Here is a 26,821-nt window from a genome sequence, read left to right as displayed (position 1 = left end):
TATTCGGGAACGAGTCTTATAACTACGCGAAGTGCAGGCTGAACAGGTCGAAGTAACGGTGCTCGAACACTTCGTTGAGGCGGTAGCTGTAGAACAGGTCGTAGGGCCGGGGGCCGAAGCGCACGTGGCGCACGTAGTTGCGCAGCAGCGTGAACAGGGCCGAGTCGTGCGTGAGCTCGCCCCACACGGTTAGCTCGTCCTGGTCGGGGTTCAGGCCCAGCTCCTGCATTACCAGCAAGGTGTAGTAGAGCACGTCTTCGGCGGTGGCGAAGGGAAACACGTTGCAGTACTGGAGCTGGGGCCCCAGCACCACTAGCGTCAGCTCGTGGGGCCCCAGGCAGAGGTAGAGCTGGCGCGGGGCCCCGGCGTCGCGCTGGTGCGCCAAGCCCGCCAGCAGGCCGCTGGTGTGGTGCAGCAGCTGGCCGCTGGGGCCGTGGGTGGTGGCCAGCCAATCGGCCAGGCCCGCGTCGGCGGCAAACACGTTCACCAAATCGAGTGTGGGGTGGGGGCGGGCGTAGGCGGCCTCGGTGGGCCCCAGGGTGTGGTGCAGGCGCAGGGCGGCGGCTTCGTCGCCGGGCCGGAACAGGGCCCCGGGCAGCAGCGTGAAGGCGCGGCCGGTGGTGGCCAGGCGCACGGCGTGCCAGCCGGCGCGGCCCAGGCAGTCGTGGGCCGCGGCCAGGGTGGGCAGGCCCCCGGGCGGCAGGGCGTAGTCTTCGAGCAGCACAAACGACTGGCGGGCCACCTCCACGGCGGCCACGCGCAGGCGGCCGGGCCCCACGGTCAGGTACAGGTTGTAGGCGGCGCGGTGGTTGGGGTCGAAGCTGTCGTCGCGCAGGCGCAGCAGGGCGGCCGGAGCAGCGGGCGCGGCGGGGGAAGCAGGGAAAGGAGCGGTGGAAACGGGCACGGGCAAAGCAAAAAGCCGAAGGGCCCCGCAAGATACGGCCCCGCGCCCGGCCCGCTTTACCCCCCAAACCGCAACTGCGGCACAAACACGTCGTCGACGCTGAGCAGGCCGCGCAGCACTGGGTGCACGTGCGCCGGCTGCAGGGCCAGCAGCTGCCGGGGCGTGTGCCAGGCCAGTTCGGTGAGCAGCTGGGCATCGGGGGCGTGCTCGGGGTCGTGGCCCAGGCGCGGGGCGGGCGGGGCCCCATCGGTGGTCAGCACCTCAAAAAATAGCTCCAGCGCCTGCAAGCCGTCGCGCCGGAACTCGTGCAAATGCAGGAAGCGCCCCACCCGCACGGCCAGCCCGGTTTCCTCCTGGAACTCGCGCACCAGCCCCTCGTGCAGGCTCTCGCCAAACTGCCAGCCCCCGCCCGGCGGCGACCAAAACGGGGCCCCCAGGGGCAGCAGGCCCCGGTGGGCGGCCAGCAGCAGGCGGTTGTCGTGCAGCAGTAGGCCGCCCACCCGCACGCGCACCTGGCCGGTATAGAGGGCCAGCAATGTATCGGAAGGCGGAAGGGTAGAATCGGGCATTGCGACAAAAAATAACCCGGGAGTAGACCGGGTTGCCGCATTGTACGCAAAGAAGGCCCGCAGGGTGGCAAACCGGCCCCGGGGCCCTACGCCGCCGGGGCCCCTGCGCGGCGCAGCGCCCGCCGCTGCCGCCAGCGCCGCAGCCGCCCCAGCCCCCACAGCACCAGCGCCACGGCCCCCGCGCCGGCCACCAGCGGCAGGGCCAGCGCCAGCACGGTGCCGCCCACGGCCAGCACGTTTTCGAAAGTGGCCAGCACGGGGTTGACCAGGCCGCCGGTGGTGGCCGTGGCGCCGGCGCGCAGCAGCGCCGTGCCGCCCTGCACCAGCCCGGCCGTGCCGCCGCCCACCACAATGCCCAGCCCCCAACGCACCACGGGGTCGAGGTGGGGCAGCGAGGAGGTCATCAATAGGGCCCCCGCCACGATGGCCGCCGGCGTGGTGAGCGTGTCGAGCACGTTATCAACCACCGGCAGGTAGTAGCCCAGCACCTCAAACACCGTGGCTGCGGCCAGCGCCAGCACGGCCGCCCACGAGCCTAGCCACGCGAAGCCCGGCGCTGCCGGCAGCCACCCAAAGTGGTGCGCCACGCTGGCCGCCAGCAGCGGCACAAACACCCGGAAGCCGCTGCTGGCGGCCAAGCCCAGGCCCAGGGCCCCGGCCACAATGTACTCGGTAAGCGGGAGGGTTTCCATGCCCGTTAAAGTAGGGAAAAAGCCGGGGGCCCGCGGGCGCACCTGCCGCACCCCGGGTCCCCTATCTTTGCCCGAGGGCCCCCAGGGCTGGGCAGCAGGGCCGAATTAAGCCCTGGCGCAGTTCTTAAACGCCCTTAAAAATTTAGACAAGTACAAAACGGTACATAATGCCGTACGTCCACCCGCTTCGCCTACGCTTTGACCCCCGACCTGCCCGCCCCCGACCCCGCCGACGACCTCGAAGCCCGCATCCGCCGCAAACTGCTGCGCCAGCACTTCATGCACCACGTGGGGGCCGACCTCACCCTGATTGCCCCCGGCCGCATTGAAGCGGAGGTGGTGATTGGCGAGCAACATAAGCAGCAGCGTGGCTTCGTGCACGGCGGCATGGTGGCCACTATGGCTGACCTGGCCGCGGGCTTTGCCGCCGTCACCCTCGTGCCCGACGACTACGGCGTGGTCACAGCCGACCTGCGGGTTTCGTACTTGAATCCCGCCGTGGGCACCAAGCTCACCGCCATTGGCTGGGTGCTGAAGTCCGGCCGCCGCCTGCATTTCTGCGAGGCCGAGGTGTGGTGCGACGGCAAGCTGGTAGCCAAGGCCTCGGCCACCATGGCCGTGATTGAACCGGCCGCGTGAGTACGTTCGAAAATCCATTGGACGGATACTTCCGACTGTTTCAGGGAACCGATGGCAGCTTCGTTGACATGCACGAAACCCACGGCAAGCTGGAAAGCCGCCAGAATATCCCCATCGCTTTCTTTCTAGCAGCCCGGGGCGAACGGGTGCAGTTGCTACCGGTGCTGCGCATTCCGGGCACCAAGTGCGCCGACGCGACCCGCGACGGGATAGAATGGGAATTCAAAGTCCCCGCCGGGCGCACCGCCAACGCCATCGACCAAGCCCTGCGCGGGGCGAACCGGCAGGCCGCTCGGGTGTTAATCCAGGTAGCAAATGAATTTGACCGCCAAGTGCTCGAAACTGCTATTTATGGCCGGGTCCGGCGGGCGGCCAACATCGTGGAGGTAGCAATTCTATTGGCCGATGCGTTGCATCATTTTACCCGGCAGGAAATCCTAAACAATACCTTCCGTGGCAAAATGGGCTAAAAAAAATGGGGAGCGCAGCATGCTGCATCTCCCCGGGGGGTCAGGGTTCTCACCCCATCCAGTACAAATATACGCAATTGTCAAGCATTATGTTTGACGATTGAAGTTGCTCTACCACGTTCGCTATGCTCTCCGTCCGCCATCCTTCCGTCCGCGACTTTTTTCCCTACGAGCCCACTGATGACCAGGCGCTGCTGTTCGCCAAGCTCGACGAGTTTTTACGCGACCAACTGCCCGGGCGCAAGGTGTTTGTGCTGCGCGGCTACGCGGGCACCGGCAAAACTACCGTCATCAGCGCCCTGGTGCAGTGGCTGCACCAGCTCCAGCGCAAGTACACGCTGATGGCCCCCACGGGCCGCGCGGCCAAGGTGATGGCTGGCTACGCGGGCGTGCCGGCCGGCACCATCCACAAGAAAATTTACCGCCAAACCTCGGGGGCCCCGGCCGAGCGGCTCAGCTTCCAGCGCCAGCCCAACCGCGTGGAGCAGATGCTCTACATCGTGGACGAGGCCTCGATGATATCGGACGAAAAGGCGTTTGGTGAAACCGGGCTGCTCGACGACCTGATGAACTTCGTGTTCGAGAAGCAAACCAACAAGCTGCTGCTGATTGGGGACACGGCCCAGCTGCCGCCGGTGGGCCAGCTCCTGAGCCCCGCCCTCGACCCTGAGGGCCTGGCCCACCGCTTCCGCGCCCAGGTGGCCACCGTGGAGCTGCGCCAGGTGATGCGCCAGGCCCTGAACTCCGGCATCTTGGTGAACGCCACCGAGTTGCGCGAGGAGCTGCGGCAGCCCACGCCCAACATCCAGCTGCACACCCAGGGCTTCCGCGACATGTTCAAGATGGGCGGCGACAAGCTGGAGGACGGCCTGCGTTGGGCTTACCGCGAGTTTGGGCACGAAAACACGACCATTATTTGCCGCTCGAACCGCAACGCTAACCAGTACAACCAGCTCATCCGGCGGGCCCTGTTCGACGCCGAGGAGGAGATTGAGGGCGGCGACTACCTGATGGTGGTGCGCAACAACTACTACTGGCTGGATAAGGACTCGGAAATCGGGTTTTTGGCCAACGGTGACTTCTTGCAAATCAGCAAGATCATCCGGCGCGAGGAGGTGTACGGCTTCCACTTTGCCCAGGCCCGGGTGCGGCTCGTGGACTACCCCGACGAGCCCGAGCTGGAGGTGAAGCTGCTCCTCGACACGCTGCACACCGAGAGCCCGGCCCTGCCTTCTGACCGCAACAACGAGCTCTACCAGGCCGTGGCCGCCGACTACGCCCACCTCAAAACCAAGGCCGAGCGCTACAAGGAAATGCGCAAAGACCCGTACCTGAACGCCTTGCAAATCAAATTTGCCTACGCCCTTACCTGCCACAAGGCCCAGGGCGGCCAGTGGCAGGCCGTGTTCGTGGACCACGGCTTCCTGAAGCCCGACGAGCCGCTGGCGGGCGAGTTTGCGCGCTGGCTGTACACGGCCATCACGCGGGCCTCGGAGCGGTTATTTCTGCTCAATTTTCAGCAGCGCCTGGTGAGCGACCCGCCCGTGGAGGACTAAATTGCTGATTAGGCTGATTGACCATGATTTCGCGGATTCGTGCTTTCAAGTGGTTAGGCAGGTTGATAATTAGGACTTTGAAGAACCAGCGGCTGGCTGGGGCCCCGGAATTTTTGGGGCCCCGGCGCTGTTGGGGGCCCAGGCAGCGGCTTTGGCCCCGGATTTGCCAAGCCCGCCAAAACGTGTAATTTTACCCGTTGCCTTTCTGCTGCTCCCCAACCCAATCCGTTTTTCTATAACCATGAAAAAAGCCCTCCTGCTCGCCCTGAGCCTGACCGCCGCCGGCTTCACCGCCCAGGCCCAAACCACGAAGCCCGCCATGGCCGCCGCCAAAACGGCCGGCCCCGCCATCACCTTCGAAGAGTCGAAGTACGACTTCGGCTCGGTGGCCCAGGGCGGCATGGTGGACCACACGTTCAAGTTTAAGAACACTGGCAACCAGCCCCTTATCATCTCCAACATCGGCGTGAGCTGCGGCTGCACGGTGCCCGAGTACAGCAAAGCGCCCGTGATGCCCGGCAAAACCGGTACCCTCTCGGCCCACTTCAACTCGGCCGGCAAAATGGGCATGCAGAACAAAGTGCTGACCATCGAGTCGAACGCCGCCGCGGGTCCCGCCACCGTTTCGCTCGTGGGCGAGGTGAAGGAAGCCAGCGCCGCCGCTGCCGCCAAAGCCAACTAAGCTAGGCTGTTGCCAAAAATAAAAAGGGCGGCCCGCACCAGCGGGCCGCCCTTTTTGCGTGCGGTTGGGAACGGGCCAGGGCCCCCGGGGCCCTACAGGTTGCGCACGGCCAGGGCCAGTGCCAGCCAGCCGCCGATGAGCAGCAGGCCGCCCACCGGGGCCACAGCCCCCAGCTTGGTGATGCCCGTGAAGCACAGCGCGTAGAGCGAGCCGCTGAACACGAGCACGCCCGCCAGCCACAGGTTGCCGGCCAGGCCCAGGCGCAGCTCGGGGCGCGCCACCCACAGCACGCCCACCGCCAGCATGGCCAGCGTGTGGTAAAACTGGTAGCGCACAGCGGTTTCGAAGGTGTCGAAGCGGCCCGAGGCTTCGAGCATGGGCCGCAGCCCGTGGGCCCCAAAGGCGCCAATGGCCACGCCCAAAAAGCCCAGGGCGGCCGCAATTTGAATGAGAAGGCGAGCAGTCATTTATAAATAGGGATTGGGGTTGAGTAAGTTATGGCACGCTAGCCGCGGTGGCCGAAGATGGCGCTGCCCACGCGAATAAGCGTGCTGCCCGCGGCCAGGGCCAGGGCGTAGTCGCCGCTCATGCCCATCGAGATTTCGTGGAACTCGGCGTCATCGGCAAAGAATTTGGCCTTCAGCGCGTCGAAGTAGCTGCGAAGCTGGCCAAATTCCTGGCTTACCTGGGCCTCGTCGGGGGTGTTGGTGGCGATGCCCATCACGCCGGTGAGGCGTACGTGCTGCAGGGCCCTAAATTCGGCCGAGGCTAGCATCTCTTCGGCTTCGGGCAGTGAGAGGCCGGTTTTGGCCTCCTCCTCGGCGATGTGGAACTGCAGCAGCCCGCGGATGATGCGGTTGTGGCGGGCGGCCTGGCGGTCAAGCTCTTGGAGCAGGCGCAGGCTGTCCACGCTCTGCACCGTGTGCACGAACGGGGCAATGAGCTTGACCTTGTTGGTTTGGAGGTGGCCGATGAGGTGCCACTCCACGTCGGGCGGCAGCTGGGGGGCTTTTTCGGCCATCTCCGGGGCCCTATTTTCACCGAAGAGGCGGCTGCCGGCGGCGTAGGCTTCTTGCAGCAGCGGCACGGGGTGGGTCTTCGTCACGGCCACCAGCCGGGCCCCGGTACCGGCTATTTTCTCTTCAAAGGCGTGGATGTTTTCGGCAATACTCATCGCAGACTAAATCGCAGATTATGCAGATTTTAAAAAGATTTCACAGATTCAACGGCCCTGGGCAGCGAGCGGTAGGGTCCCGGTCGGCGCTAGTCCGGCCGGGGGTGTAACAAAGGAACGGCCAACATTGCCCGCCAGCGGGCGCAAAAGGACGGATGGATTGGGTAATTTAAAATCAGCGAAATCCTCTTAAAATCTGCATAATCTGTGATCTAATCCTCCAGCGGGTTGCTGAGGAACGTGCTTTTCAGGGCCAGCCACAGCAGCCAGAGGGCGATGCTGAGGGCCAGGTAGGGGCGGTAGAAATCCTTGGTGTTGCGGTAGCGCAGCTGGCGAATGTCGGACTTTTCGAGGCCGTCGATGCGGGCAAATACCTGGCTCAGGGCGGCGTTGTCGGTGGCCCGAAAGAACTGGCCGTCGGCGGCTTGGGCCAGCTCGCGCATGGTGGTTTCGTCGAGGCGGGTTTGCACGTAGCGCGGGCGGCCCAGCGAGTCCTGGCCGAAGGGCACGAAGCCGTCTTTGCCCAGCCCGATGGTGTAGAGGCGGATGCCGTAGGCGTGGGCCAGGCGGGCAGCCAGCAGCGGGTCGAGGGCCCCGCCGGTGTTCTCGCCGTCGGAGAGCAAAATGCACACCCGCGAGCGGGCCGTCGATTCGCGCAAGCGGTTGATGGCCACGCCCAGCGCCGTGCCGATGGCCGTGCCGTCGTCGGCAATGAGGCCCAGCTTGAGGCTGGCCAGGTCTTCGCGCAGCAGGTCGTAGTCGGTGGTGAGGGGGGCCAGCGAGTAGGCCGTGCCGGCGAAGGCCACCAGGCCCAGGCGGTCGCCGGCGCGGCGGTTCACAAAGTGGGTGGCCAGACGCTTGGCGGCTTCGAGGCGGTTGGGGCGCAGGTCCTGGATTTCCATCGAGCCCGACACGTCCACGGCCAGCACGAGGTCGATGCCGCGGCCGGTTTGCTCCACCCGCTCGTCGGTGCGCTGGGGGCGGGCCAGGGCCACGATGGCCAGCACCAAGGCCAGGCCCAGCACCGCGTCGGGCACGAAGCGCAGCAGTGCCACCGCCCCGGCCCCGGGCGCCACGCCGGGCGCCAGCGTCACGGGCACCTGGGCGCGCCAGCGGTGGGCCAGGCCCCGGCGCAGCAAAAACAGCAGCGGCACCGCCCCGATGAGCAGCAGCAGCAGCGGGTGCTGCCACTGGTAGCCAGCCAAGGTGGCGTAGCGCAAAAAATCGGGGAAGCTGCTCATCGGCGCAAAAGTACGGGCGGCCCCGGCCGGTTGCGCCGCTGAGGGCCCCGGGCGGCGCAACCGGCCCACGGCGAGGGCCACCTGGGCCGCTGCGCCCCGGGGCCCTACCTTGCGGGGCCCTGGCCCGGCGGTGCGCGGCCGGGGCCCCACCGCTCCCATTTGCCTCCCTATGCGCTCCTTCCTTTCGTACCTGGCCGGCGGGCTGCTGGCCCTGGCGGCCCCCGCGGCGCGTGCCCAATCCGCCGCCCCCGGCGCGGCGCCGGGGCCCCCGGTGGCCATTGCCGTCGATGTGAACCAGCCTGTGGGGCCCATGCCGCCGCTGTGGGCGTGGTTTGGCTACGACGAGCCCAACTACACCTACATGCCCGACGGCCAGAAGCTGCTCTCGGAGCTGGCCGCCCTCAGCCCGGGGCCCGTGTACGTGCGGGTGCATAACCTACTGACCACCGGCGACGGCACGGCGGCCCTGAAGTGGGGCTCGACCAACGCCTACACCGAGGACAAAAAAGGCCGCCCGGTGTACGACTGGACCATCGTGGACCGCATTTTCGATACCTATATCCAGCGCGGGATGCGGCCCATTGCCCAGCTCGGCTTCATGCCCGAGGCCCTCTCCACGCACCCCGCGCCCTACCGCCACCACTGGAAGCCCGGCGACAACTACAACGACATCTACACCGGCTGGGCCTACCCGCCGAAGGACTACCAAAAGTGGGGCGAGCTGGTGTACCAGTGGGTGCGGCACAGCGTGGCCCGCTACGGCGAGGCCGAGGTAAAAACCTGGCGCTGGGAGCTCTGGAACGAGCCCAACATCGGCTACTGGAAGGGCACGCCCGAGGAGTACCACCGCCTGTATGATTACACCGAGGCCGCCGTGCACCGCGCCTTGCCCGCCGCCGTGCTGGGCGGCCCCGAAACCACCGGCCCCGGCTGGGACAAGGCCGCCGCCTACCTGCGCGGCTTCCTGGAGCATTGCGTGAGCGGCAAAAACTACGTAACCGGCGCCACCGGCACCCGGCTCGACTACATTTCCTTCCACGCCAAGGGGGCCCCCAAGGTGGTGGACGGCCACGTGCGCATGAACATGGGGGCCCAGTTTGGCGACATCGAGGAGGGCTTCAAAATCGTGGCCTCGTTCCCCACCCTGCGCCACTTACCCATCATTCTGGGCGAAAACGACCCCGAGGGCTGCGCCGCCTGCGGCGTGCAAACCAACCCCGAAAACGCCTACCGCAACGGCCCCCTGTTCGCCAGCTACACCGCCGCCGCCTACGGCCGCCTCTACGCCCTGGCCGCGCAGTACCAGGTGAACCTGGAAGGAGCCGTGAGCTGGGCCTTCGAGTTTGAAAACCAGCCCTGGTTTGCCGGCTTCCGCGATTTGGCCACCCACGGCGTGGATAAGCCGGTGCTGAACGTGTTCCGGATGCTGGGCCTGATGAGCGGCCCGCGCGTGGCCGTGGCCAACCCCGGGGCCCTCACCGTGGCCGACATCCGGGCCCAGGCCCAGAGCCAGCGGCCCGACGTGGGGGCCCTGGCCACCGCCGACGCCCACTCGGCCAGCGTGCTCGTCTGGAACTACCACAACGACGACCTGCCCGCCCCGCCCGCCGAAATCGCCCTCACCCTGCGCAGCCTGCCCGCCACCCGCGCCCTCGTGCAGCACTACCGCGTGGACGCCGCGCACGGCAACGCCTACGCCGCCTGGCAGGCCCTGGGCTCGCCCCAGCAAGTATCGGGGCCCCAGCAAGCCGCCCTGGAGCAGGCCGGGCAGCTGCCCCTGCTGGCCGCCCCGGCCTGGGTGAGCACCCAAAACGGCCAGGCCGTGGTGCACTTTGCGTTACCCCGCCAGGGCGTGTCGCTGCTGCGCCTGCGCTGGTAGGGCCCCCGGCGGCCGGGGCTTTAACGGCCGCTAGCGGCCAGCATTTGCTCCAGCCGTGCGCGCCAGGAAGGGGAGAGGTCGGGCAGCTGGAGCATGGCTTCAATTTTGGTAAAGTCCTTGTCGGGCAAGGCGTTGCTGTCCACCATGTCTTGGATGGTAATTTCCTCTGGGACCCCGGGCTCGAGGCGCATGAGGGCGTCGCCGGCTTGGATGATTCCTTCTTGAATTATCCGGAAGTAAACGCCGCTGCGCCGCGCTTCCTCGAAGCGGCGGACCATGCCGGGGTCGTTCAGGCGGATGCCCAGCTTTGCGCAGGGGCGGCGGGGCTGCACGGCCATCAGCACGGCGGTGCCCACGCGGTATAGGGCCCCCACGGGCACGTCGCTTTCAAGCAAGCCGCTGGTGGTCAGGTTCTCACCGAACGCGCCCGGCACCAGCAACTCGGCTGGCAGGTGCTGCTGCCAGTAGGCGTAGTGCTCGTGCGGGTAGGCGTACACGGCCTTGTCGGGGCCCCCGTGCACGCGCAGGTCGGCCTGGCCGTCGCCGGCCAGGTGCTCGGCCAGCACGGCCACGGGCCCCGCAGCGGGCCGCTTAAAAATGCTGGTGCGCACGGTTTGGCCGCGCCATTCCACGTCCTGGGGCAAGCCGACGTTAACGGAAAGCAAGTGCATGGTCCTGAAGGCGATTGGAGTTGATGAAATGGCTCCTTAAGCAGCCGGCCCCACCGCGTCGTAAATCACGACTTTCTCCCAGTATTGCGCGCACTCGTTCCGAAAGTCGTCGTGCAGCGGGTGGTGTTGGTAAATCTGTTCGTCGGCCGCGCTGGCGAAGAGGCACAGCAAGGAGAAGGCGTACGACCGGTCGATGACGGCGCGGTCGGTAGCGGCGGGCGTGCCGATGTGCATCAGCTGGATGGCCGGAATGGCCCGCATTTTTTGGAGCCCGGCCAGGAGCTGGGCGCGGTCGGCGTCGCTGGCCGTCGCGGGCATGTAGAACAAGACGTGGTGCACGAAAACGTCGGGTGTGGTGGGTGCGGGCATAAAGCGAGGGAAAGTAGTGAGGCGGTGGGTGGGCCGGGAACGGGCGTTCTTGGCCGCGGAAAGATAGGGCCCTGGGATGGTCAGTTTCGCCCGGCCGCCCCACGGCCCGGAGCGGCCGGGACCCCCGCCGCCGCCAAAGTAACCGGCCACGGTTGGGGCCCCGGCGAATTACTTTGGGGCCCCGAGCCGAGCGTTTGCTTCGGGCGCAACCCATGAACGGAATTTTTTGGGGCCTGCTGTGCCTGCTGCTGTGCGCCCCGGGGTGGGCCCGGGCCCCGCGCCTGCTGGCCCGGGCCGCCCTGGTGTACGGCCTGGGCGAAGTGGTGCTGATGGCGCCCATCTGGGCTCCCGCGCTGCTGTTTGCCCTGCAATTCAACTGGATGGGCAAGCTGCTGAGCACGTTGCTGGCGCTGGGCGTCATCTACGGGCTGCGGTGGGTGAGCCCGGCCGAAGTGGGCCTGGCGCGGCCGCAGCCCGGCAGTTGGCGCGTGGTGGGCCTGGTGGTGGGGGCCCTGGCCGCGTGGCAATTCTTCGAAGCCTTTGGGGCCCGGCACCACCACCCGGCGCCCACGGCCGAGGCGCTGTGGTTCCAGCTGCTGGCGCCGGGCATTGCGGAGGAGCTGGTGTTCCGGGGCGTGCTGCCCGGGATGCTGGGCCAGGTGTTTCCGCGCAACCTGCCGTTTTTTGGCGTGCGCACCAGCTGGGGCGGCGTGGTGGGCGTGGTATTGTTTGTGCTGGCCCACGGCATTGCGTTTCGCGGCGGGCCGCTGCAAGGGTGGCCGCAGGTGCACTTCACGCCCGGCGAAGTGGCCGATAAACTCGTCATGGGCAGCCTGTTTTTGTGGGTGCGCGAGCGCACGGGCTCGTGCTACGCCGCCATGGCCACCCACAACCTGATGAACACCTGCCTCGCCGTGGGCCACGCGCTGCTGCGCTAGGGCCCCCGCGCCGGGGCCCTATTCGGCCCGCGCCAGCACGGCGTAGCGGTGCTCGGCAAACACGCGCAGGCGCTGGAAGGCGCGCTCGATTTCCGCGCCCTCGTCGTCGGGCAGGCCGTTGCCGTAAATCACCTGGTCGGTGGTGGCCAGGCCGCGGCGCACGTCGTCGTCGTGGCCGAAGTAATCCACTATCTCGCGGGTGGTGAAGGAGTTGAGGGCGTTGTTTTCGAGGCCGGCGAGGTAGTTTTTCCACAGGGCCACGGCGCGCTCCACGTTGGCCGCCGACTGCGAGAGCGTGAACCGCTCGGCGTGGCGCGCAAACTGGGCCAGGAAGTAGCGGTGGTTTTTGCGCCGCTTGTAGGCGTCGTAGCGCCGCGCCAGGCCCCGCCGAAACAGCGCCGCCCCGCCCGCCAGGCCCAGCAGTAGGGCCCCCGTGCCGGCCAGCCAGTAGGGGTAGTTGAACAGCGGCGGCACCGGCGCCAGGGCCGTGGCCGCGCGCAGGGCCGGGGGCCCCGCCCCGGGCGCCAGCGCCGCGGCCGGGGCCGAGAGCAGTACGCGCACGCTGGCCAAGGGCGGGCGTAGCGTCAGGGTGTCGGCGCCGCTGAGCACGGCCACGGGCAGGGCCAGGGTTTGCACCGGGGCCAGCGAAAACGTGCGCAGGTGATACACCGCCCGGTCGAGGCTGCGGCCCTGGCGCGTAACGGTGGGCGCGTAGCTGCGCCCGGCGTACTCAAACGGCGCAAAGCCGGCCAGCGAATCGGGAAACACCACTTCCTCGGCCGGGTCGTGCCGGTAGCTCAGCTCGTAGTCGAGCGGCTGGCCGATGCGCGTGGTGGGCCGCAAAAAGCGCCCCTGCGGCCGGTCGGCCCCGGGGCCCTGGGCCGCCGCCGGGCCGGCCAGCAGCCCGCCCAGCAGCAGGGCCCCCAGGGCCCCGGCCCGCGCCCGGGGGCCCCACGGTGCGCGCGCCTTAGCCACGGGCCCCGGCGCGGTTGCGTTGGCGAATCAGGGCTACCAGCGGCGGCACGAAGTCTTCTTCGGTGCTCAGGGCCAGGTAGCTGGCGCGGTGGCGGCGGCACAGGGCAGCCAGCTGGGCGGCGTGGTGCTGGGCCCCGGCGGCGTAGCGCGCCCGGAAGCCGGGAGCCGAGGTGTTCACCCAGCGGGTGGCCCCGGTTTCGGCGTCGCGCAGGGGCACAATGCCCAGGCGCGGCAGCTGCTGCTCGCGCGGGGTGTGCACCTGGATGATGACCAGGTCGTGGCGGCGGGCCAGCAGGGCAATTTCGCGCTCGTAGTTCTGGTCCAGAAAGTCGGAAATGACCACCACCAGGCTGCGGTGCGTGAGCAGCCCCAGCGCCTGCCGGATGGCCGCGCCCACCGCCGTGTGGCGGCCCCGCGGCACCAGCGCAAACAGCCGCTGCACCAGGGCATAGGCCCCGCGCATGCCCTTGGCCGGGGGCAGGTACAGCTCCTTCTGGTCGGAAAACGCCAGCAGGCCCAGCGGAATGTTCTGGCGGGCCGCCGACAGGGCCAGCAGCCCGGCAATGTCGCGGCCCAGGTCCAGCTTGCGGCGGGCGGCGGGCCCGGCGTCGAGCGAGGCGCTCACGTCGAGCAGCACCAGCGACTGCTGCTCCTTCTCTTCCTTGTAGGTTTTCACGAACGTGCCGTGGCCCTTGCTGCTCACCGCCCAGTCGATGGCCCGCACCTCGTCGCCGTACTGGTAGAGGCGCACGTCGTCGAACTCCAGCCCCGTGCCCTTGAGGATGGAGCGCGCGTTGCCCTGCACCTGCGCCTCGACGGCCCGGCGAATGCGGATTTCGAGGTGGCGCAGGCGGCGCACCAAGTCGGTGAGGGCCGGGGGGGCGGCGGCGTTCATGGCGGCGAAGCTACGGCCGGGGCGTAACTTGGGCCCCATGAACCGCCGCTGCCGCCCCTGGCTGCTGGCCGGGGCCCTGGCCGCCGCCGGGGCCCTGCCCGCCTGCCAGCGCCCCGAAGAACCCCTGCGCCCCGCCGACCTCGTGCCCCGCCCCCAGCTGGTGGGGGCCCTCGTTGACTTGCACTTGCTCGAAGCGCGGGTGGAAAACGCGGCCCTCAAGCCCGATTCGGCCCGGGCCCTGTTCCTGGCCCAGCAAAAAAACGTGTTCCGCACCCACCGCATGACCGATTCATCGTTCCAGCACAGTGTGCGCTACTACGGCGTGCACGGCAAAGACCTGGACGAAATCTACGTCGTGGTGGTGGACTCGTTGGAGCACAAAGTGAAGCGCCTCGACCCCACCAATCCCCGCTTCAGCCCAGCGGCCATGGGGCAAACCAATTAGCCCGGCCGTGCCCGCCGCGCTCACCTGGGAGGAATTTGCCCGCGTCGATTTGCGCGTGGGCACCGTGGTGGAGGCCCGCGCCTTCCCCGAAGCCCGCCGCCCGGCCTACCAGTTGCGCATCGACTTCGGCCCCGAAATCGGCCTGAAAAATTCCAGCGCCCAAATCACGCACCACTACACCCCCGCCGCCCTGGTGGGCCGCCAGGTGCTGGCCGTGGTCAATTTTCCGCCCAAGCAAATCGGCAAGTTCATGTCCGAAGTCCTCGTCACGGGCTTCGCCGACGCCGACGGCCACATTGTGCTGGCCGCCGTGGCCGGCCCCGTGCCCAACGGCAGCCGCTTGGTGTAGCGTCTTGGCTGTTGGGTGCAGTCTGTCAGTCAATTAGCGAGGCCCTATTCCTTGGGGCCCCACTAGGAGCCGATAACTACGAAGCAAATGCGGCCAGTTCGGCCAATTGCTGCTGCACTTTCTTTTCCCACACGGCTTGCTTGGCGGCGTTGAGGCCGTGGTTGGTGTCGATGTCGTAGCGGTTTTCCTCGTCGCTCCACTGGTCGTACACCACTTGGGTGAGGCGGCTGAAGGCGGGCTGCAGCTTCTGGCAGTCGAGGTTGGCGGTTTTGAGCTTTTGGCGCAGCCGGCGGGCGTACACCTCCGTCAGGTCGAAGTGCAGCTGCTCGTGGCGCAGCAGCGCGGGTGACGATGATTTGGCGTCGCGCACCCACGAGGTGCTGGGGTCGAAGGTAGGCGTGACGGTGGCCGAAAACACAAAGTCGGTGCACTTGGCGCCCGACAGCAAATCGGCCGAGGTGAGGGCCGCCTCGGGCTCGCCAAACTTCGGCCGGCCCTGGAAATCGGCCCACGTGAGGGGCCGGCTGGCCGACCAGGCAATGCCCGCCAGCTTGGCCGCGGCGGGCTTGGCGGGGGCCTGGGCGCGGGCCGCCAGGGGCCCCATCAGCAACAAAGCAAATCCTAAAACAGTAGTGCGCATAGCGGAATAAGCCATAAATGGAAGGCCGCCAAAACAACAACCGGGCCCGAAAAGTGCGCCGCCTGGCCCGTAGCACATCGTAGCGCGAACTGTAGCGCGGACTTTGTAGTCGGCGGGGTTGAACGGTCGCCCAACGATTACCGGCAGGACGAAGCGAAAGCCGCGGACTGCAAAGTCTGCGCTACAGTGCGCTACGGACCGGGCGGCGGCTACGCTTTCAGCAGCTCCGCCTCGGGCAGGGGCAGCGGGGTGGGGCCGGCGGGCAGGAGGGCCCCGGGGGCAGTTTCGCGGCGGAAGCGTAGCAGCAGTACCCCGGCCACGATGGTGAGGCCCAGCAGCAGCGCCGCCCACACGCCCGGGGCCCCCAGGTGCAGGTGGAAGCCCAAGTAGTAGCCCAGCGGCAGCGCCACCGCCCAGTAGGCCAGCAGGGCCACCAGCGAGGGCACCTTCACGTCTTCCAGCCCGCGCAGGGCCCCCAGGCCCACCACCTGCAAGCCGTCGGACACCTGGAAGCCGGCCGCGATGAGCAGCAGCGTGCTGGCCTGGGCCAGCACGGCGGGGTCGTGGTTGTAGAGCGGCGGCACCAAGTGGCGGGCCAGGATCAGCACCACGCCCATGCTGCTCATGAAGCCAAACGCCAGCCAGTAGGCCGCAAAGCCCGCCTGCCGGGCCCCGGCCGCGTCGCCGGCCCCGCGCAGGTTGCCCACCCGAATGGTGGCCGCCGCCGCAATGCCGCTGGCCGCCATGTAGGTCACGCCCGCCACGTTGATGGCAATTTGGTGGGAAGCCTGCGGCACGGCGCCCAGCCAGCCAATCATCAGGGCCGAGAAGGCGAAGGCGCCCATCTCGAACATCATTTGGCTGCCAATGGGGGCCCCCAGCGCCACCAGGCGGCGCAGGGCCGCCGCGTGGGGCCGCAGCCACTCGGCGGCGGTGGCGCGGTAGGGGCGCAGGGCCCCGGCGCGCAGCACGTAGCCGGCCATGAGCGACGCCATCAGCACGCGCGAAACGAGCGTGGCCCAGGCCGAGCCGATGAGGCCCATTTTCGGGGCCCCCCAGTGCCCAAAAATGAGGGCGTAGCAGAGCAGCGCGTTCACCACGTTGGCCCCGATGGACAGCCACATGGCCTGCCGCGTGAGGCCCAGCCCCTCGGCAAACTCGCGGAAGCCCTGGAACACCATCAGCGGCAGCAGCGACCAGCCCACCACCCGCACCCAGGGCGCGGCCATGGCCACCACCGCCGGCGCCTGCCCCAGGTGGGGCATCACGCGGGGCAGCAGCTCGCTGAGGCCAGCCAGCGCCAGGCCCGCCAGCGTGCACAGCCACACGCTGCTCACCAGCAGGCGGCGCAGGGCGGGCTCGTCGCGGCGGCCGGCGGCGGCGGCCACCAGCGGCACGGCCCCCATGCTCAGGCCAATGCCCAGGATGAGCAGCACGTTGGTGGTGCTCACACCCACGCTGATGGCGGCCAGTGAGGCCGTGCCCAGGGCCCCGGGCTGGTTGCCCACCATCACCGAGTCGCACACGCTCACCAGCATGTGGCCGAGCTGCGAGAGCACGACGGGGTAAGCAAGCAGCAGGGTGGGGCGGAGGTGTTCTTTCAAAACGAGCGGCGCAAAAGGAGCGGCGCCACGCGCGCCGCTCCCGCCGCAAAGGTAACCCCGGGGCCCCTGCGGCTCCGTTAGTAGTTGCTCGTTGCCGGGTGTTGCCGGTTGCTCGCTGCCAGCTGCTCGTTGTTAGCCGTCATTGCACATAACGGCCTGGGGGGACGTAGAACGCACGCCGCCCACCTTACTCCTCGGCGCGGGCCAGTAGCTGCACCAGCAGCTGGTAGAGGGCGGCTTCCTCGTAGGGCTTGGTGAGGCAGGCGTCCATGCCGGCGGCCAGGTAGCCGGCGCGGTCGGTGTCGAAGGCGTTGGCGGTGAGGGCGATGATGGGCACGGTGGCGCGCACCGGGTCGGCGTGCTGGCGGATGGCCGCCGTTACGGCCACCCCGCTCAGGCCCGGCATGCGGATGTCGAGCAGGGCCGCGTCGAAGGGCTGAGTGCGCAGGTAGTCGAGCGCATCGGTGCCGTTGGCCACGGCCTGCACCTGCACGCCCCAGCGCTCCAGCACCACCACGGCAATGAACTGGTTGACGGGGTTGTCTTCGGCCAGCAGGATGCGGCGGCCCTGCAGCTCGTCGTAGGCCGGGGGCGGGGCGGGGGCGGCGGGGGCGGCGGCGGGGGTGGGGCGGGGCAGCGTGAGCTGAAACGCGAAGGTGGTGCCGTGGCCGGGCGTGCTGGTCAGGCGCAGCACGCCGCCCATCTGGGCCACCAGCTGCTGGCTGATGGCCAGCCCCAGCCCCGTGCCGCCGAAGCGGGGGCTGGTTTCGGTGCCGGCCTGGGCGAAGGCCTCGAAGATGTGGGCCTGCTGGGCGGGCGGGATGCCGATGCCCGTATCCTCCACCCAAAAGCGCACGGTGAGGGCCCCGGGGGCGTCGCGCAGCACGTCGGCCCCCAGCCGCACGCGCCCCCGCTCGGTAAACTTGATGGCGTTGCTGAGCAGGTTGAGCAGCACCTGGTGCAGGCGGTAGGCATCGCCCAGCACACGCGGCGACAGGCTGGAGGGCCACAGGGTTACCGTCAGCTGCAAGCCCTTGGCTTCGGCCAGGGAGGCCACCGTTTGGCTGGCTCCTTGCAGGGCCACGGCCAGGTCGAAGGGCGCGTGGTCGAGCTCGAGCTGCTGGGCCGTGATTTTGGCCATGTCCAGCACGTCGTTGAGCAGGGCCAGCAGGTGGCGGCCGGCGTGCTGCATGGTGTGCAGGTACTCGGCTTGCGAATCGGTGAGGGGCGTTTTCTGGAGTAGGGCGGCCATGCCCAGCACCCCGTTCAGGGGCGTGCGAATTTCGTGGCTCATGTGCGCCAGGAAGGCCTCCTTGGCGCTGGCGTTTTCCTCGGCTTCCTGCTTGGCTTGTTGCAGGGCCCGCTGCGCCCGCACGCCCGCCGTCACGTCGTAGCCCGAGGCCACCACGTAGGGCGGCTGGCCGGGCTCGGCCACGCGGTGCGAATAGTAGTTTAGGTAGCGCTTCTCGCCGGTAGCCGTGAGGATCAGCACCGACTGCGGCCCGACTGCCAGCGGGGCCGGATTTTTAAGGTATTCTTCCAGCGCGGCGTGGTATTCCGGCGGCATGGCTTCGTGCAGGTAGTGGCCCACCAAGGCAGCGGCGGACAGGCCCATCAGCTGCTCAATGGCGGGGTTCACCGATAGCAGCCGGCCTTCGGCGTCGTGGGTGCAAATGAGGGCCTGGGAGTAGTACACCAGGTCGTGGTATTGCTTTTCGCGCCGCTCCAGGGCCTGCCGGGCCTGCTTCATGGCCGTCACGTCGCTGCTCACCGTGAGGACGCCCGGGGCCCCGTCGGGCTGCTGCATGGGCTGCTTGTACACGGAGTAGTACCGCGTTTCGCCAGTGGCCAGGGTAAAGGGCAATTCCCGCGTCTGGGCCTGCTGGGTGCGCAGCACCAAGTCGTTAAAGGCCCCAATCTGCCGCAGCTCGTCCTGCACCACGGTGTTCTTTTCGGCACCGGGCTGGGCGTGGGCACTGCGCTCCATCGACGTCCGGAAGGTCCCGTTGGCGAAGGCCGGGCGTCCGTCGGGGCCCATCATGTAGAGCGCGTCCGGCAGGGCGTCCACCACCTGGCGCATGAAATCCTGCTGCTGCTGGAGCCGCGCCTGGGCCTGGAGCTGGCGCTCCTCGGCGGCGTACCGCGCCGTGAGGTCGAGGCCGGTGCCCACCATCCAGCGGAGGTTGCCGTCGGCGGTAAAAATGGGCCGAAACGACCGCAGGATCAACTGGGGCCCCTGGGGGGTGGGGCGCACTTCTTCCCACGACACGTCTTGCCGCGTGGCCACGGCCTCGGCAAAGCAGCGTTCGCGCTGCGCGGCTAGCCCGGGGGGCGCCTGCGGGCGTTTGGCCAAGAATTCCACGTTGGTAAGGCCGATGGCCCGCTCGCGCTCCGCGGGGTCGGTAAGGCCGGAGGGGTTGACGAACAGGAAGCGGTGGTCGGGGTCGAACACGGCCACGTCCACCGGCAGCAGGTTCAGCACCGATTCGTAAAATTCTTGCTGGTTGGCCAGGCGCTCTTCGGCCCGCTTGCGTTCGGTAATGTCGGTGCCCGTGCTGATGACCCACTGCGCGCCGGCGGGGCCCGGTGCGGGCTGGTAGCGGATCTGGAAGTGCCGGGGCTCTGTGTCGCCGGTGTGCGTTTCGTTCCAGGCCACGGGGCGCTGCGTGCGCACGGCCTCGGCAAAAGCGGCGGCGCGGTGGGCCTCCGTGCCCGGCGTGCGCCAGCGGCTGGGGCAGGCGGCCGCGCTGGTTTGGCCCAGCATCTGGGCACGCCGGGCGGGGTCGGGCTCCAAGGCGGGGTTCACGTACAGGTAGCGGTGGGCGTCGTCGAACACGGCCACCGCGGTGGGAATTTGCTCCAGCACGTGCTCGTAGAAGGCCCGCTGCCCGGCCAGCTGCGCGTCGCGCTGGTGGCGTTCGGTCACGTCGCGGTAGCAAATGAGCCGCCCGCCCCGGCCCTGGTCCAGCACCAGGTAATCCAATTCCACCACCCGGCCGTCGGCCAGCGCAAATACTTCGCGCAGCGCCGTGCCCCCGGCCGCGTTCAGGTCCCGCACGCGCATTTTAAACGCGGCCGGATCAGCGAAGACTTGGTTGATTTGCACATCGGCCGGCACCAGGGGAGGGGCCCCGGCCGCCGGGTTGGCCACCGGGGCCAGGCCAAACAGCTCCCAGAAGAACTGGTTGACGAACTGAATCTGGCCCTCGGGGTCGACCAGCACCAGGCCCACCTGCAGGGCCTGCACCAGGGCATTGAGCTGGGCGTAGTGGCGCTGGGCGGTGCCGGCGCTGGCCGCCAGCTGGTCTTCGAGGGCGGCGATGCGGGCCTGGGCCTGGGCCAGCGCGGCTTCGGCGCGCTCGGCGCGGTCCCGTTCGGGAGCCGGGGGGGGGCCGCCGGCAACGGGGGAAGCGGGGAGGGGCGGGGTAATGGGCATGGCTGGGTAGGGTAGAGTAGCAGCCGTTGGCGCAAGGAGCGGGCCCCGCTGGTGGAAGCCAGCGGGTTGATAGTAAGGCGGCCTGAATATAGGGGTATTGCAGAACATACGCGCCGCCCCTGCGCCGGGGGCCGGCGTGGGCCCCAACGGGCGGGCCCCCGCCGGCCGCGGCTTAGCCCTGGTCGCGCTTCTTCACCATCGTCAAAATCGTGGCCACGGCCACCGTATCGCCGGTTTCGTCGGTCACCGTCACCAGCCAGCGCACAATGCCCTTGGCCACGTCGGTACTGTCGCGTTTTTCTTGCCCAATCTTCTCTTTCACCGTCAGTTGCACGCCGATGGTAGTGCCTGGGTACACGGGCTTGGTGAAGCGGCACTCGTCGAGGCCGTAGTTGAGCAGCACGGGGCCCTTGCGCGGGTCCACGAACATGCCGGCGGCCTTGCTGAGCACGTAGTAGCCGTGGGCCACGCGCCCCGTAAACAGCGTGCCTTCCAGCGAGGTAGCGTCCACGTGGGCGTAGAAGTTGTCGCCCGACACCTGGGCGAAGTTCGTGATGTCAGCCTCCGTCACGGTGTGGCGGTGGGTGGTGTAGGTCTGCCCAATTTCCAGCTCCTCAAAGTAGTGCTGGAAAGGGTGTTTGTCGCGCTCAATCTGCTTAGCGCCAGTTTGGTACACCTGCGTAATAGCCGTAATCATGCTCGGCGACCCCTGCAGGGCCACGCGCTGCATGAAGTGCTCCACGCCGCGGATGCCGCCCATTTCCTGGCCGCCGCCCGCCCGCCCGGGGCCCCCGTGGATGAGCTGCGGCAGCGGCGAGCCGTGGCCGGTGCTCTCTTTGGCCATCTCCGCGTTCAGCACCAAAATGCGGCCGTGGTGGGTGGCCGCGCCCAGCACAAACTCCGTGGCCACGCCGGCATCGGCCGTGGCCAGCGAGCACACCAGCGAGCCTTTGCCGAGGTTGGCGAGCTGCACGGCCTCGCCCAGGTCGTGGTAGGGCATCAGCGTCACCACTGGCCCGAAGGCCTCAATTTCGTGCGAGTCGAGGTGGCGGAACGGTTCGTCGTTGCGCAGCACGATGGGCGAGGCAAAGGCGCCCCGGCCGGCGTGGGCCCCCAGCTCCTGGCCCCGAATGTCCACGGCGTCCAGGTCGCCGTACACGATGGGCGTGTGGCGGGCCAGCTCCTGCACCCGGGCGCGGAACTGCGCGGCCTGCGCCCGGCCGGCCAGGGCCCCCATGCGCACGCCCTCGGCCCGCGGGTGGCCGATGGTGGTCTGGGCCAGAGCCTTGCCGAGGGCAATTTGCACGTCCTCCAGCAATTCGGCGGGCACGATGGCGCGGCGGATGGCGGTGCACTTCTGCCCGCACTTGGCCGTCATTTCCTTGCGCACTTCCTTCACAAACAGGTCGAATTCGGGCGTGCCCGGCCGGGCGTCGGGCCCCAGCACGGCGGCGTTCAGCGAATCGGCCTCCATGGTAAAGGGCACGGCCTCCGCAATGATGCGCGGGTGGGCGCGCAGCAGCCGGCCGGTGGTGGCCGAACCGGTGAAGGTCACCACGTCTTGGTAGGTGAGGTGGTCGAGGATGCCCTGGCCCGAGCCCGATACCAGCTGCAGGGCCCCGGCGGGCAAGATGCCCGAGGCAATGATTTCGCGCACCACGGCCTCGGTGAGGTAGGCCGTAGGCACGGCGGGCTTCACCACGGCGGGCATGCCGGCCAGCAGGTTCACGGCAATCTTCTCCAGCATGCCCCAAATGGGGAAGTTGTAGGCGTTGATGTGCACGGCCACGCCCTCCTTGGGCACCAGCAGGTGTTGGGCCACGAAGGTGCCGCCCTTGCTCAGGCCCACCGGCTCGCCCTCCACGTAAAACGGCTTGTCGGGGAATTTGCGCCGCAGCGAAGCGTTGGCAAACAGGTTGCCGATGCCGCCCTCAATGTCAATCCACGAGTCGGCCCGGGTGGCGCCCGAGCGGTAGCTCAGCTCGTAAAATACCTCCTTTTTCTCCTGCAAGTGGAAGGCCAGCGCCTTCAGCATCCGCCCCCGCTCGTGGAAGGTCATTTTTCGCAGCGCGGGATTGCCCACGCGCCGCCCGTAGGCCAGCACTTCTTCGTAGTCCACGCCTTCGGTGTTGGCCAGGGCAATGGTTTCGCCGGTGCTGGCGTCGAGCAGTTCTTGCTGGGGCCCCCCGCCGGGCAGCCAGCGGCCAAGGGTATAGTTTTCGAGCAGTTGGGTGGGCATGGGAAAGGAAGATTAGAATGTAGCGCGGACTTTGTAGTCCGCGTTTTTGAACGGTCGCCCAGCGGTCATCGGCAGGACGAAGCGAAAGCCGCGGACTACAAAGTCCGCGCTACAGCGCGCTACGCCCGTTCGATGATGGCGGCGTAGCCTTGGCCCACGCCGATGCACATCGTCACCAGGGCGTAGCGCTTGTGCTGGCGGTGCAGTTCCAGGGCGGCGGTTTGGAGCAGGCGGGCGCCGCTCATGCCCAGGGGGTGGCCCAGGGCAATGGCGCCGCCGTTGGGGTTCAGGCGCGGGTCGTTGTCGGCCAGGCCCAGGGCCCGGGTGCAGGCCAGGCTCTGGGCGGCGAAGGCTTCGTTGAGCTCAATCAGGTCGATTTGGTCGAGCGTGAGGCCGGCTTTTTTCAGGGCCATTTGGGTGGCCGGCACCGGGCCGATGCCCATGTAGCGGGGCTCCACGCCGGCCACGCCCATGGCCACGAAGCGGGCCCGGGGAGTGAGGCCGTGCTGCTTCAGGCCGTCTTCCGAGGCTAGGAGCAGGGCGGCGGCCCCGTCGTTCAGGCCCGAGGCGTTGCCGGCCGTCACGGTGCCGCCGCTCTTGCGGAAGGCGGGGCGCAGCTTGGCCAGGCCCTCCGCGGTGGTGCCGGGCTTGAGGAATTCGTCCTCCGCAAACAGCACCGGCTCGCCTTTGCGCTGCGCAATGGGCACGGGCACGATTTCCTGGGCCAGGCGGCCGCTGCTTTGGGCGGCGGCGGCTTTGTGCTGCGAGGCCAGGGCGAAGCGGTCCTGGTCGTCGCGGCCGATGCCGTCGCGCTCGGCCAGGTTCTCGGCGGTTTCGCCCATGCTGTCGGTGCCGTACAGCTCCTCCATGCGCGGGTTCACAAAGCGCCAGCCGAAGCTGGAGTCGGCCATTTGCGCGTCGCGCCCGAAGGCGGCGCTGGCCTTGGAAATCACCAGGGGCCCCCGGGTCATGCTCTCCACGCCGCCGGCAACGAACAGGTCGCCGTCGCCGCACTGGATGGCGCGGGCCGCCGCCACGCTGGCCGACAGGCCGCTGGCGCACAGCCGATTCACAGTTTCGCCGGGCACCGCGGTGGGCAGGCCGGCCAGCAGCAGGGCCATGCGGGCCACGTTGCGGTTGTCGTCGCCGGCCTGGTTGGCGCAGCCCAGCAGCACGTCGGCGATGCCGGCCGGGTCGGCCGTGGGGTTGCGGCGCAGCAGTTCTTGAATGACCAGGGCCCCCAGGTCGTCGGGCCGCACGGTGGCCAGGGCCCCGCCAAAGTTGCCAATCGGCGTGCGGATGCCGTCAACGATAAATGCGTCTTTCATAATCTTGTTAACTTTCATCAAATGGGACGGCGGCCTAAGCAATTGGTGTAATTGGTTGGTGCACGTACCCATTGTATTACAGTGGAATTTCTTTGTCTGAGCGGTAGGCGGTGCCTTTGAACAGGGCCAGCACGGTGCCGTGCTGGTTGCTGACGCGCACCTGGTACACGCCGATTTTGTGCTTGAGGCTTTCCTCGCGGGCTTCCACGGTGAGCACGTCGCCGGGGCGGCCGGCTTCGAGGTAGTCGATGGTCACGCTCAGGCCCACGGCTTGGCGGCCGTGGCTGTTGCAGGCCAGCCCGAAAGCCGTGTCGGCGGCCGCGAACGTGACGCCGCCGTGCAGGGCCCCGAAGCCGTTGAGCATGTCGGGGCGCACGGCCAGCGTGAGGCGGGCGTAGCCGGGGCCCACCGCGGCCACGGCCACCCCCAGCCAGCGGCTGAAGGCGTCGTGGGCCAGCATCAGGTCCTTCACGGTTTCGGCCGGGGCGGGGGCCCCAGCGCCGGCCTCAGGCTTGGGTAACGCGCGCATGCGGAATGAATAACTGGTGGGTGCGGGCCAGCTTGCGCAGCAGCGGGCTGGCGCGGTAGCGTTCCTCGTGGTACTCTTCGTAGAGGGCGTCGAGCCAGGCCAGCACGCGGGGCGGGCCCAGGGCGTCGGCCCAGGCCAGCAGGCCGCGGGGGTAGTTCACGCCCTGCGTCATGGCCAGCTCCAGGTCATCGGCCGAGGCCACGCCGCGGTGCAGCGCGTCGGCCGCTTCGTTGATGAGCATGGCCAGCACCCGGTACAAAATGATATGGCCCAGCGTCTCGTCCGGGGTGGGGGCGGGCGCCGGGGCCCCGGCGGAATAATCATAAAAGCCGCGGCCGGATTTTCGGCCCAAAAAGCCGGCTTCCAGCAGGCGCTTCTGGGCGATGGCGGGGCGGTAGCGCGGGTCGAAGTAGAAGCCGGCGAACACGGCTTCCGTCACGCGGTAGTTCACGTCGTGGCCGATGAAGTCCATCAGCGCGAAGGGCCCCATGCGGAAGCCGCCGAGCGCCGTCAGGGCCCAATCGATGGTGGGCGCGTCGGCCAGGCCCTCTTCCAGGATGCGCAGCGCCTCGCCGTAGAAAGGGCGCGCCACCCGGTTCACGATGAAGCCGGGGGTGTCCTGGGCCACCACGGGCTGCTTGCCCCAGCCCAGCACCAGGGCCCTAAGCTCGTCGGCCAGGCCGGCGCGGGTTTGCACCGCCGGAATGATCTCGACGAGCCGCATGAGCGGGGCAGGGTTGAAAAAGTGCAAGCCGATGAAGCGCTCCGGCCGCGCGCACGCCGCCGCAATGGAGGCCAGCGAGAGCGACGACGTGTTGCTGGCCAGGATGCACTCGGGCGCCACCACCGGCTCCACTTCCCGAAACAGCTGTTGCTTGGCGGCCAGGTCTTCCACCACGGCCTCGATCACCAGCTCGCAGTCGGCAAAGTCGGGCAGGTAGGTGGTGGGGCTAAGGCGGGCGGCGGCCAGGCCGGCGGCGTCAGCCGAGAGCTGGCCTTTTTCCACCAGCCGGCGCAGGTTGGCCTCGATGCCGGCCGTGGCTTTTTCCAGGGCCCCGGCGTGCTGGTCGAGCAGGCGCACGGGGTGGCCGGCGGTGGCCAGCACCTGGGCAATGCCCGCGCCCATGGCCCCGCTGCCGATGATTCCGATGGTCATGTGGTCATTCATCATTTAACGGCTATCAATGGTCGTTTGATCGCACCGGCCTTTTGCAATGGCTGGCGCGGCGGTGCGGCAAGGCGTTAAAGGTTGCCTGCCAAACGACAATTGCCTAGTGGCACTTGAAATAATCGAACGGCTCGCGGCAGTCCTGGCACTGGTAGAGGGCCTTGCACGCCGTGGAGCCGAACTGGTTGACTAGCTGCGTGTGGGCCGAGCCGCACAACGGGCAGGCCACGGCCGTGGCCTTGCCGAACAGGTTGAGCACGTGGCCAGTAGCAGTGCCGTCCACGGGCGGGGCGATGCCGTAGGCAGTGAGCTTGGCGCGGCCCGCGGCGCTCATCCAGTCCGTCGTCCAGGCGGGGCTGAGCTGGTTGTGCACCGTGAGCTGGGTGATGCCCTCGGCCAGCAGGCGCAGGCGGATGTCGGTGGCGATGGTGTTCATGGCCGGGCAGCCCGAGTAGGTGGGCGTGATGGTCACCGTCACCTGGGGCCCCGCCACGCGCACGGCCCGCACAATGCCCAGGTCGAGGATGCTGAGCACGGGCACCTCGGGGTCCGTTACCTCCTCCAGCAGCTCCCAAACGCGGGCCTCGGTGGGGGTCCCAGTAGTGCTAGCTACCACGTCAGGCCGGGGTAGGCGCGCTGCATGTACTGCAGCTCGGCGAGCAGGTAGCCCAGGTGCTCGGAGTGTTGGCCGCCCTTGCCGCCGCGCTGGGCGAAGGGCACGACTTGGGGCGCGGGCACGGTGGCTTCGGCCAGCACGTGGGCCGCGTGGGCCTGCATGGCGGGGAGCAGGTCGGCGTAGTCGGGCACGAGGCCCAGGCCTTGCAAGGCGGTTTCGGTGGCGGTGGGCGTGGTTAGCTCGGCGGCGTAGCGCCAGAGCGTGGCCAGGGCCTTGTCGAGGCGCTGGCGGCTTTCGGCCGTGCCGTCGCCCAGGCGGATGATCCACTCCGAGCTCCACTTGAGGTGGTAGGCGGCCTCCTTCACCGACTTTTCGGCGATGCCAGCAAGGGGCGCGTCGGGGCCCTCTTTCAGCGCCAACAGCAAGTGGTAGTGGTAGTTGTCGAACAAGAACTGGCGCACCACGGTGTGGGCGAAGTCGCCGTTGGGCTGCTCCACCAGCAGCGGGTTGCGGTAGGCGGTGGCGGGGCGCAGGTAAGCGAGGTCGTCCTCGGTGCGGCCCTGGCCTTCGAGCTGGGCGGCGTACTGGTAAAGGCTGCGGGTTTCGCCCAGCAAATCGAGGGCGATGTTGGCCATGGCCAGGTCCTGTTCCAGCACGGGGCCGTGGCCGCACCACTCGCTCAGGCGGTGGCCCAGCACGAGGCTGGTATCGGCCAGCTGCAGCACAAATTCGAAGAGCTGCTGCCGCACGGTGGGGGCGTGGGCAATGGCGGCGGGGGCGGGTTGCAAATCAGCGGGGTGGTCCATAACCGGC

Annotated in this window: 27 protein-coding genes; 8 read left to right on the top strand and 19 right to left on the bottom strand. The window is 68.3% G+C overall.

Going from position 1 to position 26,821, the window contains the following annotated elements; translation table 11 throughout:
* Positions 1–22: 22 nt before the first annotated feature.
* The 3 genes from EAH73_RS09600 to EAH73_RS09590 all read right to left on the bottom strand — a co-directional run bounded on the left by EAH73_RS09600 (position 23) and on the right by EAH73_RS09590 (position 2,165).
* Entirely contained in the window at positions 23–904 is an 882-nt protein-coding gene (locus tag EAH73_RS09600) for a DUF3822 family protein (RefSeq protein WP_161599498.1), read from the bottom strand.
* Positions 905–960: 56 nt separating this feature from the next.
* Entirely contained in the window at positions 961–1,473 is a 513-nt protein-coding gene (locus EAH73_RS09595; protein ID WP_140466266.1) for an NUDIX domain-containing protein, read from the bottom strand.
* A gap of 86 nt (positions 1,474–1,559) precedes the next feature.
* Positions 1,560–2,165, bottom strand: a complete 606-nt coding sequence (locus tag EAH73_RS09590; protein ID WP_140466265.1) for a DUF4126 domain-containing protein — start codon at positions 2,163–2,165, stop codon at positions 1,560–1,562.
* 198 nt (positions 2,166–2,363) lie between these two features.
* On the opposite strand from EAH73_RS09590, the gene EAH73_RS09585 reads away from it, so the two are divergent.
* The 4 genes from EAH73_RS09585 (at position 2,364) to EAH73_RS09570 (ending at position 5,512) form a co-directional block, all read left to right on the top strand.
* Positions 2,364–2,804 (top strand): PaaI family thioesterase, encoded by a 441-nt coding sequence (locus EAH73_RS09585; protein WP_240047196.1) that lies wholly within the window; start codon positions 2,364–2,366, stop codon positions 2,802–2,804.
* Complete coding sequence (locus tag EAH73_RS09580; protein WP_140466264.1) at positions 2,801–3,274, top strand: hypothetical protein; 474 nt, start codon at positions 2,801–2,803, stop codon at positions 3,272–3,274. Before EAH73_RS09585 ends, EAH73_RS09580 begins: the two co-directional genes overlap by 4 nt.
* Before the next feature lie 125 nt (positions 3,275–3,399).
* A complete protein-coding gene (locus EAH73_RS09575; RefSeq protein ID WP_140466263.1) occupies positions 3,400–4,830 on the top strand; it encodes an ATP-dependent RecD-like DNA helicase in 1,431 nt (476 codons plus the stop codon).
* Positions 4,831–5,071: 241 nt separating this feature from the next.
* Positions 5,072–5,512, top strand: a complete 441-nt coding sequence (locus tag EAH73_RS09570; protein WP_140466262.1) for a DUF1573 domain-containing protein — start codon at positions 5,072–5,074, stop codon at positions 5,510–5,512.
* A 92-nt stretch (positions 5,513–5,604) separates the two neighbouring features.
* On the opposite strand, the gene EAH73_RS09565 is transcribed toward EAH73_RS09570, so the two are convergent.
* The 3 genes from EAH73_RS09565 to EAH73_RS09555 form a co-directional block, all read right to left on the bottom strand.
* Complete coding sequence (locus tag EAH73_RS09565; protein WP_140466261.1) at positions 5,605–5,979, bottom strand: DUF423 domain-containing protein; 375 nt, start codon at positions 5,977–5,979, stop codon at positions 5,605–5,607.
* Positions 5,980–6,017: 38 nt separating this feature from the next.
* On the bottom strand, positions 6,018–6,686 hold the full coding sequence (locus tag EAH73_RS09560; RefSeq protein ID WP_140466260.1) for a YggS family pyridoxal phosphate-dependent enzyme: 669 nt from the start codon (positions 6,684–6,686) through the stop codon (positions 6,018–6,020).
* Between the two features lie 212 nt (positions 6,687–6,898).
* Positions 6,899–7,927 carry a VWA domain-containing protein gene (locus tag EAH73_RS09555; protein WP_140466259.1) on the bottom strand — a complete coding sequence of 343 codons (1,029 nt, stop codon included), beginning with the start codon at positions 7,925–7,927 and terminating at the stop codon, positions 6,899–6,901.
* Between the two features lie 169 nt (positions 7,928–8,096).
* Between EAH73_RS09555 and EAH73_RS09550 the strand changes: the two genes are divergently transcribed.
* On the top strand, positions 8,097–9,806 hold the full coding sequence (locus EAH73_RS09550; protein ID WP_140466258.1) for a GH39 family glycosyl hydrolase: 1,710 nt from the start codon (positions 8,097–8,099) through the stop codon (positions 9,804–9,806).
* A 20-nt stretch (positions 9,807–9,826) separates the two neighbouring features.
* On the opposite strand, the gene EAH73_RS09545 is transcribed toward EAH73_RS09550, so the two are convergent.
* Positions 9,827–10,477, bottom strand: a complete 651-nt coding sequence (locus EAH73_RS09545) for an MOSC domain-containing protein (RefSeq protein WP_140466257.1) — start codon at positions 10,475–10,477, stop codon at positions 9,827–9,829.
* Between the two features lie 36 nt (positions 10,478–10,513).
* Positions 10,514–10,846 (bottom strand): Dabb family protein, encoded by a 333-nt coding sequence (locus EAH73_RS09540; protein ID WP_140466256.1) that lies wholly within the window; start codon positions 10,844–10,846, stop codon positions 10,514–10,516.
* A gap of 212 nt (positions 10,847–11,058) precedes the next feature.
* Between EAH73_RS09540 and EAH73_RS09535 the strand changes: the two genes are divergently transcribed.
* On the top strand, positions 11,059–11,784 hold the full coding sequence (locus EAH73_RS09535; protein ID WP_140466255.1) for a CPBP family intramembrane glutamic endopeptidase: 726 nt from the start codon (positions 11,059–11,061) through the stop codon (positions 11,782–11,784).
* A gap of 18 nt (positions 11,785–11,802) precedes the next feature.
* Here EAH73_RS09535 and EAH73_RS09530 read toward each other — a convergent pair whose 3' ends face one another.
* Entirely contained in the window at positions 11,803–12,759 is a 957-nt protein-coding gene (locus EAH73_RS09530; protein ID WP_140466254.1) for a hypothetical protein, read from the bottom strand.
* Positions 12,752–13,654 (bottom strand): DUF58 domain-containing protein, encoded by a 903-nt coding sequence (locus EAH73_RS09525; RefSeq protein WP_140466253.1) that lies wholly within the window; start codon positions 13,652–13,654, stop codon positions 12,752–12,754. Before EAH73_RS09525 ends, EAH73_RS09530 begins: the two co-directional genes overlap by 8 nt.
* Positions 13,655–13,691: 37 nt before the next feature.
* On the opposite strand from EAH73_RS09525, the gene EAH73_RS09520 reads away from it, so the two are divergent.
* Complete coding sequence (locus EAH73_RS09520) at positions 13,692–14,099, top strand: DUF4296 domain-containing protein (protein ID WP_161599497.1); 408 nt, start codon at positions 13,692–13,694, stop codon at positions 14,097–14,099.
* Positions 14,100–14,106: 7 nt separating this feature from the next.
* Positions 14,107–14,448: a tRNA-binding protein gene (locus EAH73_RS09515; protein ID WP_140466251.1), complete on the top strand. Its 342-nt coding sequence runs from the start codon at positions 14,107–14,109 to the stop codon at positions 14,446–14,448.
* A gap of 76 nt (positions 14,449–14,524) precedes the next feature.
* Here the strand turns inward: EAH73_RS09515 and EAH73_RS09510 are convergent, their stop codons facing one another.
* The 9 genes from EAH73_RS09510 to paaC all read right to left on the bottom strand — a co-directional run bounded on the left by EAH73_RS09510 (position 14,525) and on the right by paaC (position 26,814).
* Positions 14,525–15,088 carry a DUF922 domain-containing protein gene (locus tag EAH73_RS09510; RefSeq protein ID WP_161599496.1) on the bottom strand — a complete coding sequence of 188 codons (564 nt, stop codon included), beginning with the start codon at positions 15,086–15,088 and terminating at the stop codon, positions 14,525–14,527.
* Positions 15,089–15,297: 209 nt separating this feature from the next.
* A complete protein-coding gene (locus EAH73_RS09505; protein WP_240047195.1) occupies positions 15,298–16,692 on the bottom strand; it encodes an MATE family efflux transporter in 1,395 nt (464 codons plus the stop codon).
* Positions 16,693–16,879: 187 nt separating this feature from the next.
* Positions 16,880–20,128, bottom strand: coding sequence for a PAS domain-containing protein (locus EAH73_RS09500; RefSeq protein WP_140466249.1), 3,249 nt, complete (start codon positions 20,126–20,128; stop codon positions 16,880–16,882).
* 172 nt (positions 20,129–20,300) lie between these two features.
* Entirely contained in the window at positions 20,301–22,367 is a 2,067-nt protein-coding gene (paaZ, locus tag EAH73_RS09495; RefSeq protein ID WP_140466248.1) for a phenylacetic acid degradation bifunctional protein PaaZ, read from the bottom strand.
* 119 nt (positions 22,368–22,486) lie between these two features.
* The gene (gene pcaF, locus EAH73_RS09490; protein WP_140466247.1) at positions 22,487–23,695 is read right to left on the bottom strand and encodes a 3-oxoadipyl-CoA thiolase; all 1,209 of its coding nucleotides are present in this window, start codon (positions 23,693–23,695) and stop codon (positions 22,487–22,489) included.
* A gap of 76 nt (positions 23,696–23,771) precedes the next feature.
* Positions 23,772–24,224, bottom strand: a complete 453-nt coding sequence (paaI, locus tag EAH73_RS09485) for a hydroxyphenylacetyl-CoA thioesterase PaaI (RefSeq protein WP_140466246.1) — start codon at positions 24,222–24,224, stop codon at positions 23,772–23,774.
* Positions 24,202–25,395 (bottom strand): 3-hydroxyacyl-CoA dehydrogenase NAD-binding domain-containing protein, encoded by a 1,194-nt coding sequence (locus tag EAH73_RS09480; protein ID WP_205012988.1) that lies wholly within the window; start codon positions 25,393–25,395, stop codon positions 24,202–24,204. The genes paaI and EAH73_RS09480 overlap by 23 nt, the downstream gene beginning before the upstream one ends.
* A 100-nt stretch (positions 25,396–25,495) precedes the next feature.
* A complete protein-coding gene (gene paaD, locus EAH73_RS09475; protein WP_140466245.1) occupies positions 25,496–26,008 on the bottom strand; it encodes a 1,2-phenylacetyl-CoA epoxidase subunit PaaD in 513 nt (170 codons plus the stop codon).
* A complete protein-coding gene (paaC, locus tag EAH73_RS09470) occupies positions 26,002–26,814 on the bottom strand; it encodes a 1,2-phenylacetyl-CoA epoxidase subunit PaaC (protein WP_140466244.1) in 813 nt (270 codons plus the stop codon). The genes paaD and paaC overlap by 7 nt, the downstream gene beginning before the upstream one ends.
* Positions 26,815–26,821 lie beyond the last annotated feature (7 nt).

It is taken from the genome of Hymenobacter nivis (assembly GCF_006439025.1).
Lineage (GTDB): Bacteria > Bacteroidota > Bacteroidia > Cytophagales > Hymenobacteraceae > Hymenobacter > Hymenobacter nivis_A.
Note: the sequence above shows the minus strand (reverse complement) of the source record. Positions and strands in the feature narration are given on the sequence as shown.

What these genes read in the sequence shown, in the direction of transcription:
- EAH73_RS09520 (WP_161599497.1), top strand. Translation starts at nt 13,692, where the DNA reads ATGAACCGCCGCTGCCGCCCCTGGCTGCTGGCCGGGGCCCTGGCCGCC.
- paaZ (WP_140466248.1), bottom strand. Translation starts at nt 22,367, where the DNA reads ATGCCCACCCAACTGCTCGAAAACTATACCCTTGGCCGCTGGCTGCCC.
- EAH73_RS09590 (WP_140466265.1), bottom strand. Translation starts at nt 2,165, where the DNA reads ATGGAAACCCTCCCGCTTACCGAGTACATTGTGGCCGGGGCCCTGGGC.
- EAH73_RS09545 (WP_140466257.1), bottom strand. Translation starts at nt 10,477, where the DNA reads ATGCACTTGCTTTCCGTTAACGTCGGCTTGCCCCAGGACGTGGAATGG.
- EAH73_RS09500 (WP_140466249.1), bottom strand. Translation starts at nt 20,128, where the DNA reads ATGCCCATTACCCCGCCCCTCCCCGCTTCCCCCGTTGCCGGCGGCCCC.
- pcaF (WP_140466247.1), bottom strand. Translation starts at nt 23,695, where the DNA reads ATGAAAGACGCATTTATCGTTGACGGCATCCGCACGCCGATTGGCAAC.
- EAH73_RS09575 (WP_140466263.1), top strand. Translation starts at nt 3,400, where the DNA reads ATGCTCTCCGTCCGCCATCCTTCCGTCCGCGACTTTTTTCCCTACGAG.
- paaI (WP_140466246.1), bottom strand. Translation starts at nt 24,224, where the DNA reads ATGCGCGCGTTACCCAAGCCTGAGGCCGGCGCTGGGGCCCCCGCCCCG.
- EAH73_RS09480 (WP_205012988.1), bottom strand. Translation starts at nt 25,395, where the DNA reads ATGATGAATGACCACATGACCATCGGAATCATCGGCAGCGGGGCCATG.
- EAH73_RS09565 (WP_140466261.1), bottom strand. Translation starts at nt 5,979, where the DNA reads ATGACTGCTCGCCTTCTCATTCAAATTGCGGCCGCCCTGGGCTTTTTG.
- EAH73_RS09555 (WP_140466259.1), bottom strand. Translation starts at nt 7,927, where the DNA reads ATGAGCAGCTTCCCCGATTTTTTGCGCTACGCCACCTTGGCTGGCTAC.
- EAH73_RS09540 (WP_140466256.1), bottom strand. Translation starts at nt 10,846, where the DNA reads ATGCCCGCACCCACCACACCCGACGTTTTCGTGCACCACGTCTTGTTC.
- EAH73_RS09510 (WP_161599496.1), bottom strand. Translation starts at nt 15,088, where the DNA reads ATGCGCACTACTGTTTTAGGATTTGCTTTGTTGCTGATGGGGCCCCTG.
- paaC (WP_140466244.1), bottom strand. Translation starts at nt 26,814, where the DNA reads ATGGACCACCCCGCTGATTTGCAACCCGCCCCCGCCGCCATTGCCCAC.
- EAH73_RS09550 (WP_140466258.1), top strand. Translation starts at nt 8,097, where the DNA reads ATGCGCTCCTTCCTTTCGTACCTGGCCGGCGGGCTGCTGGCCCTGGCG.
- EAH73_RS09535 (WP_140466255.1), top strand. Translation starts at nt 11,059, where the DNA reads ATGAACGGAATTTTTTGGGGCCTGCTGTGCCTGCTGCTGTGCGCCCCG.
- EAH73_RS09570 (WP_140466262.1), top strand. Translation starts at nt 5,072, where the DNA reads ATGAAAAAAGCCCTCCTGCTCGCCCTGAGCCTGACCGCCGCCGGCTTC.
- EAH73_RS09560 (WP_140466260.1), bottom strand. Translation starts at nt 6,686, where the DNA reads ATGAGTATTGCCGAAAACATCCACGCCTTTGAAGAGAAAATAGCCGGT.
- EAH73_RS09525 (WP_140466253.1), bottom strand. Translation starts at nt 13,654, where the DNA reads ATGAACGCCGCCGCCCCCCCGGCCCTCACCGACTTGGTGCGCCGCCTG.
- EAH73_RS09595 (WP_140466266.1), bottom strand. Translation starts at nt 1,473, where the DNA reads ATGCCCGATTCTACCCTTCCGCCTTCCGATACATTGCTGGCCCTCTAT.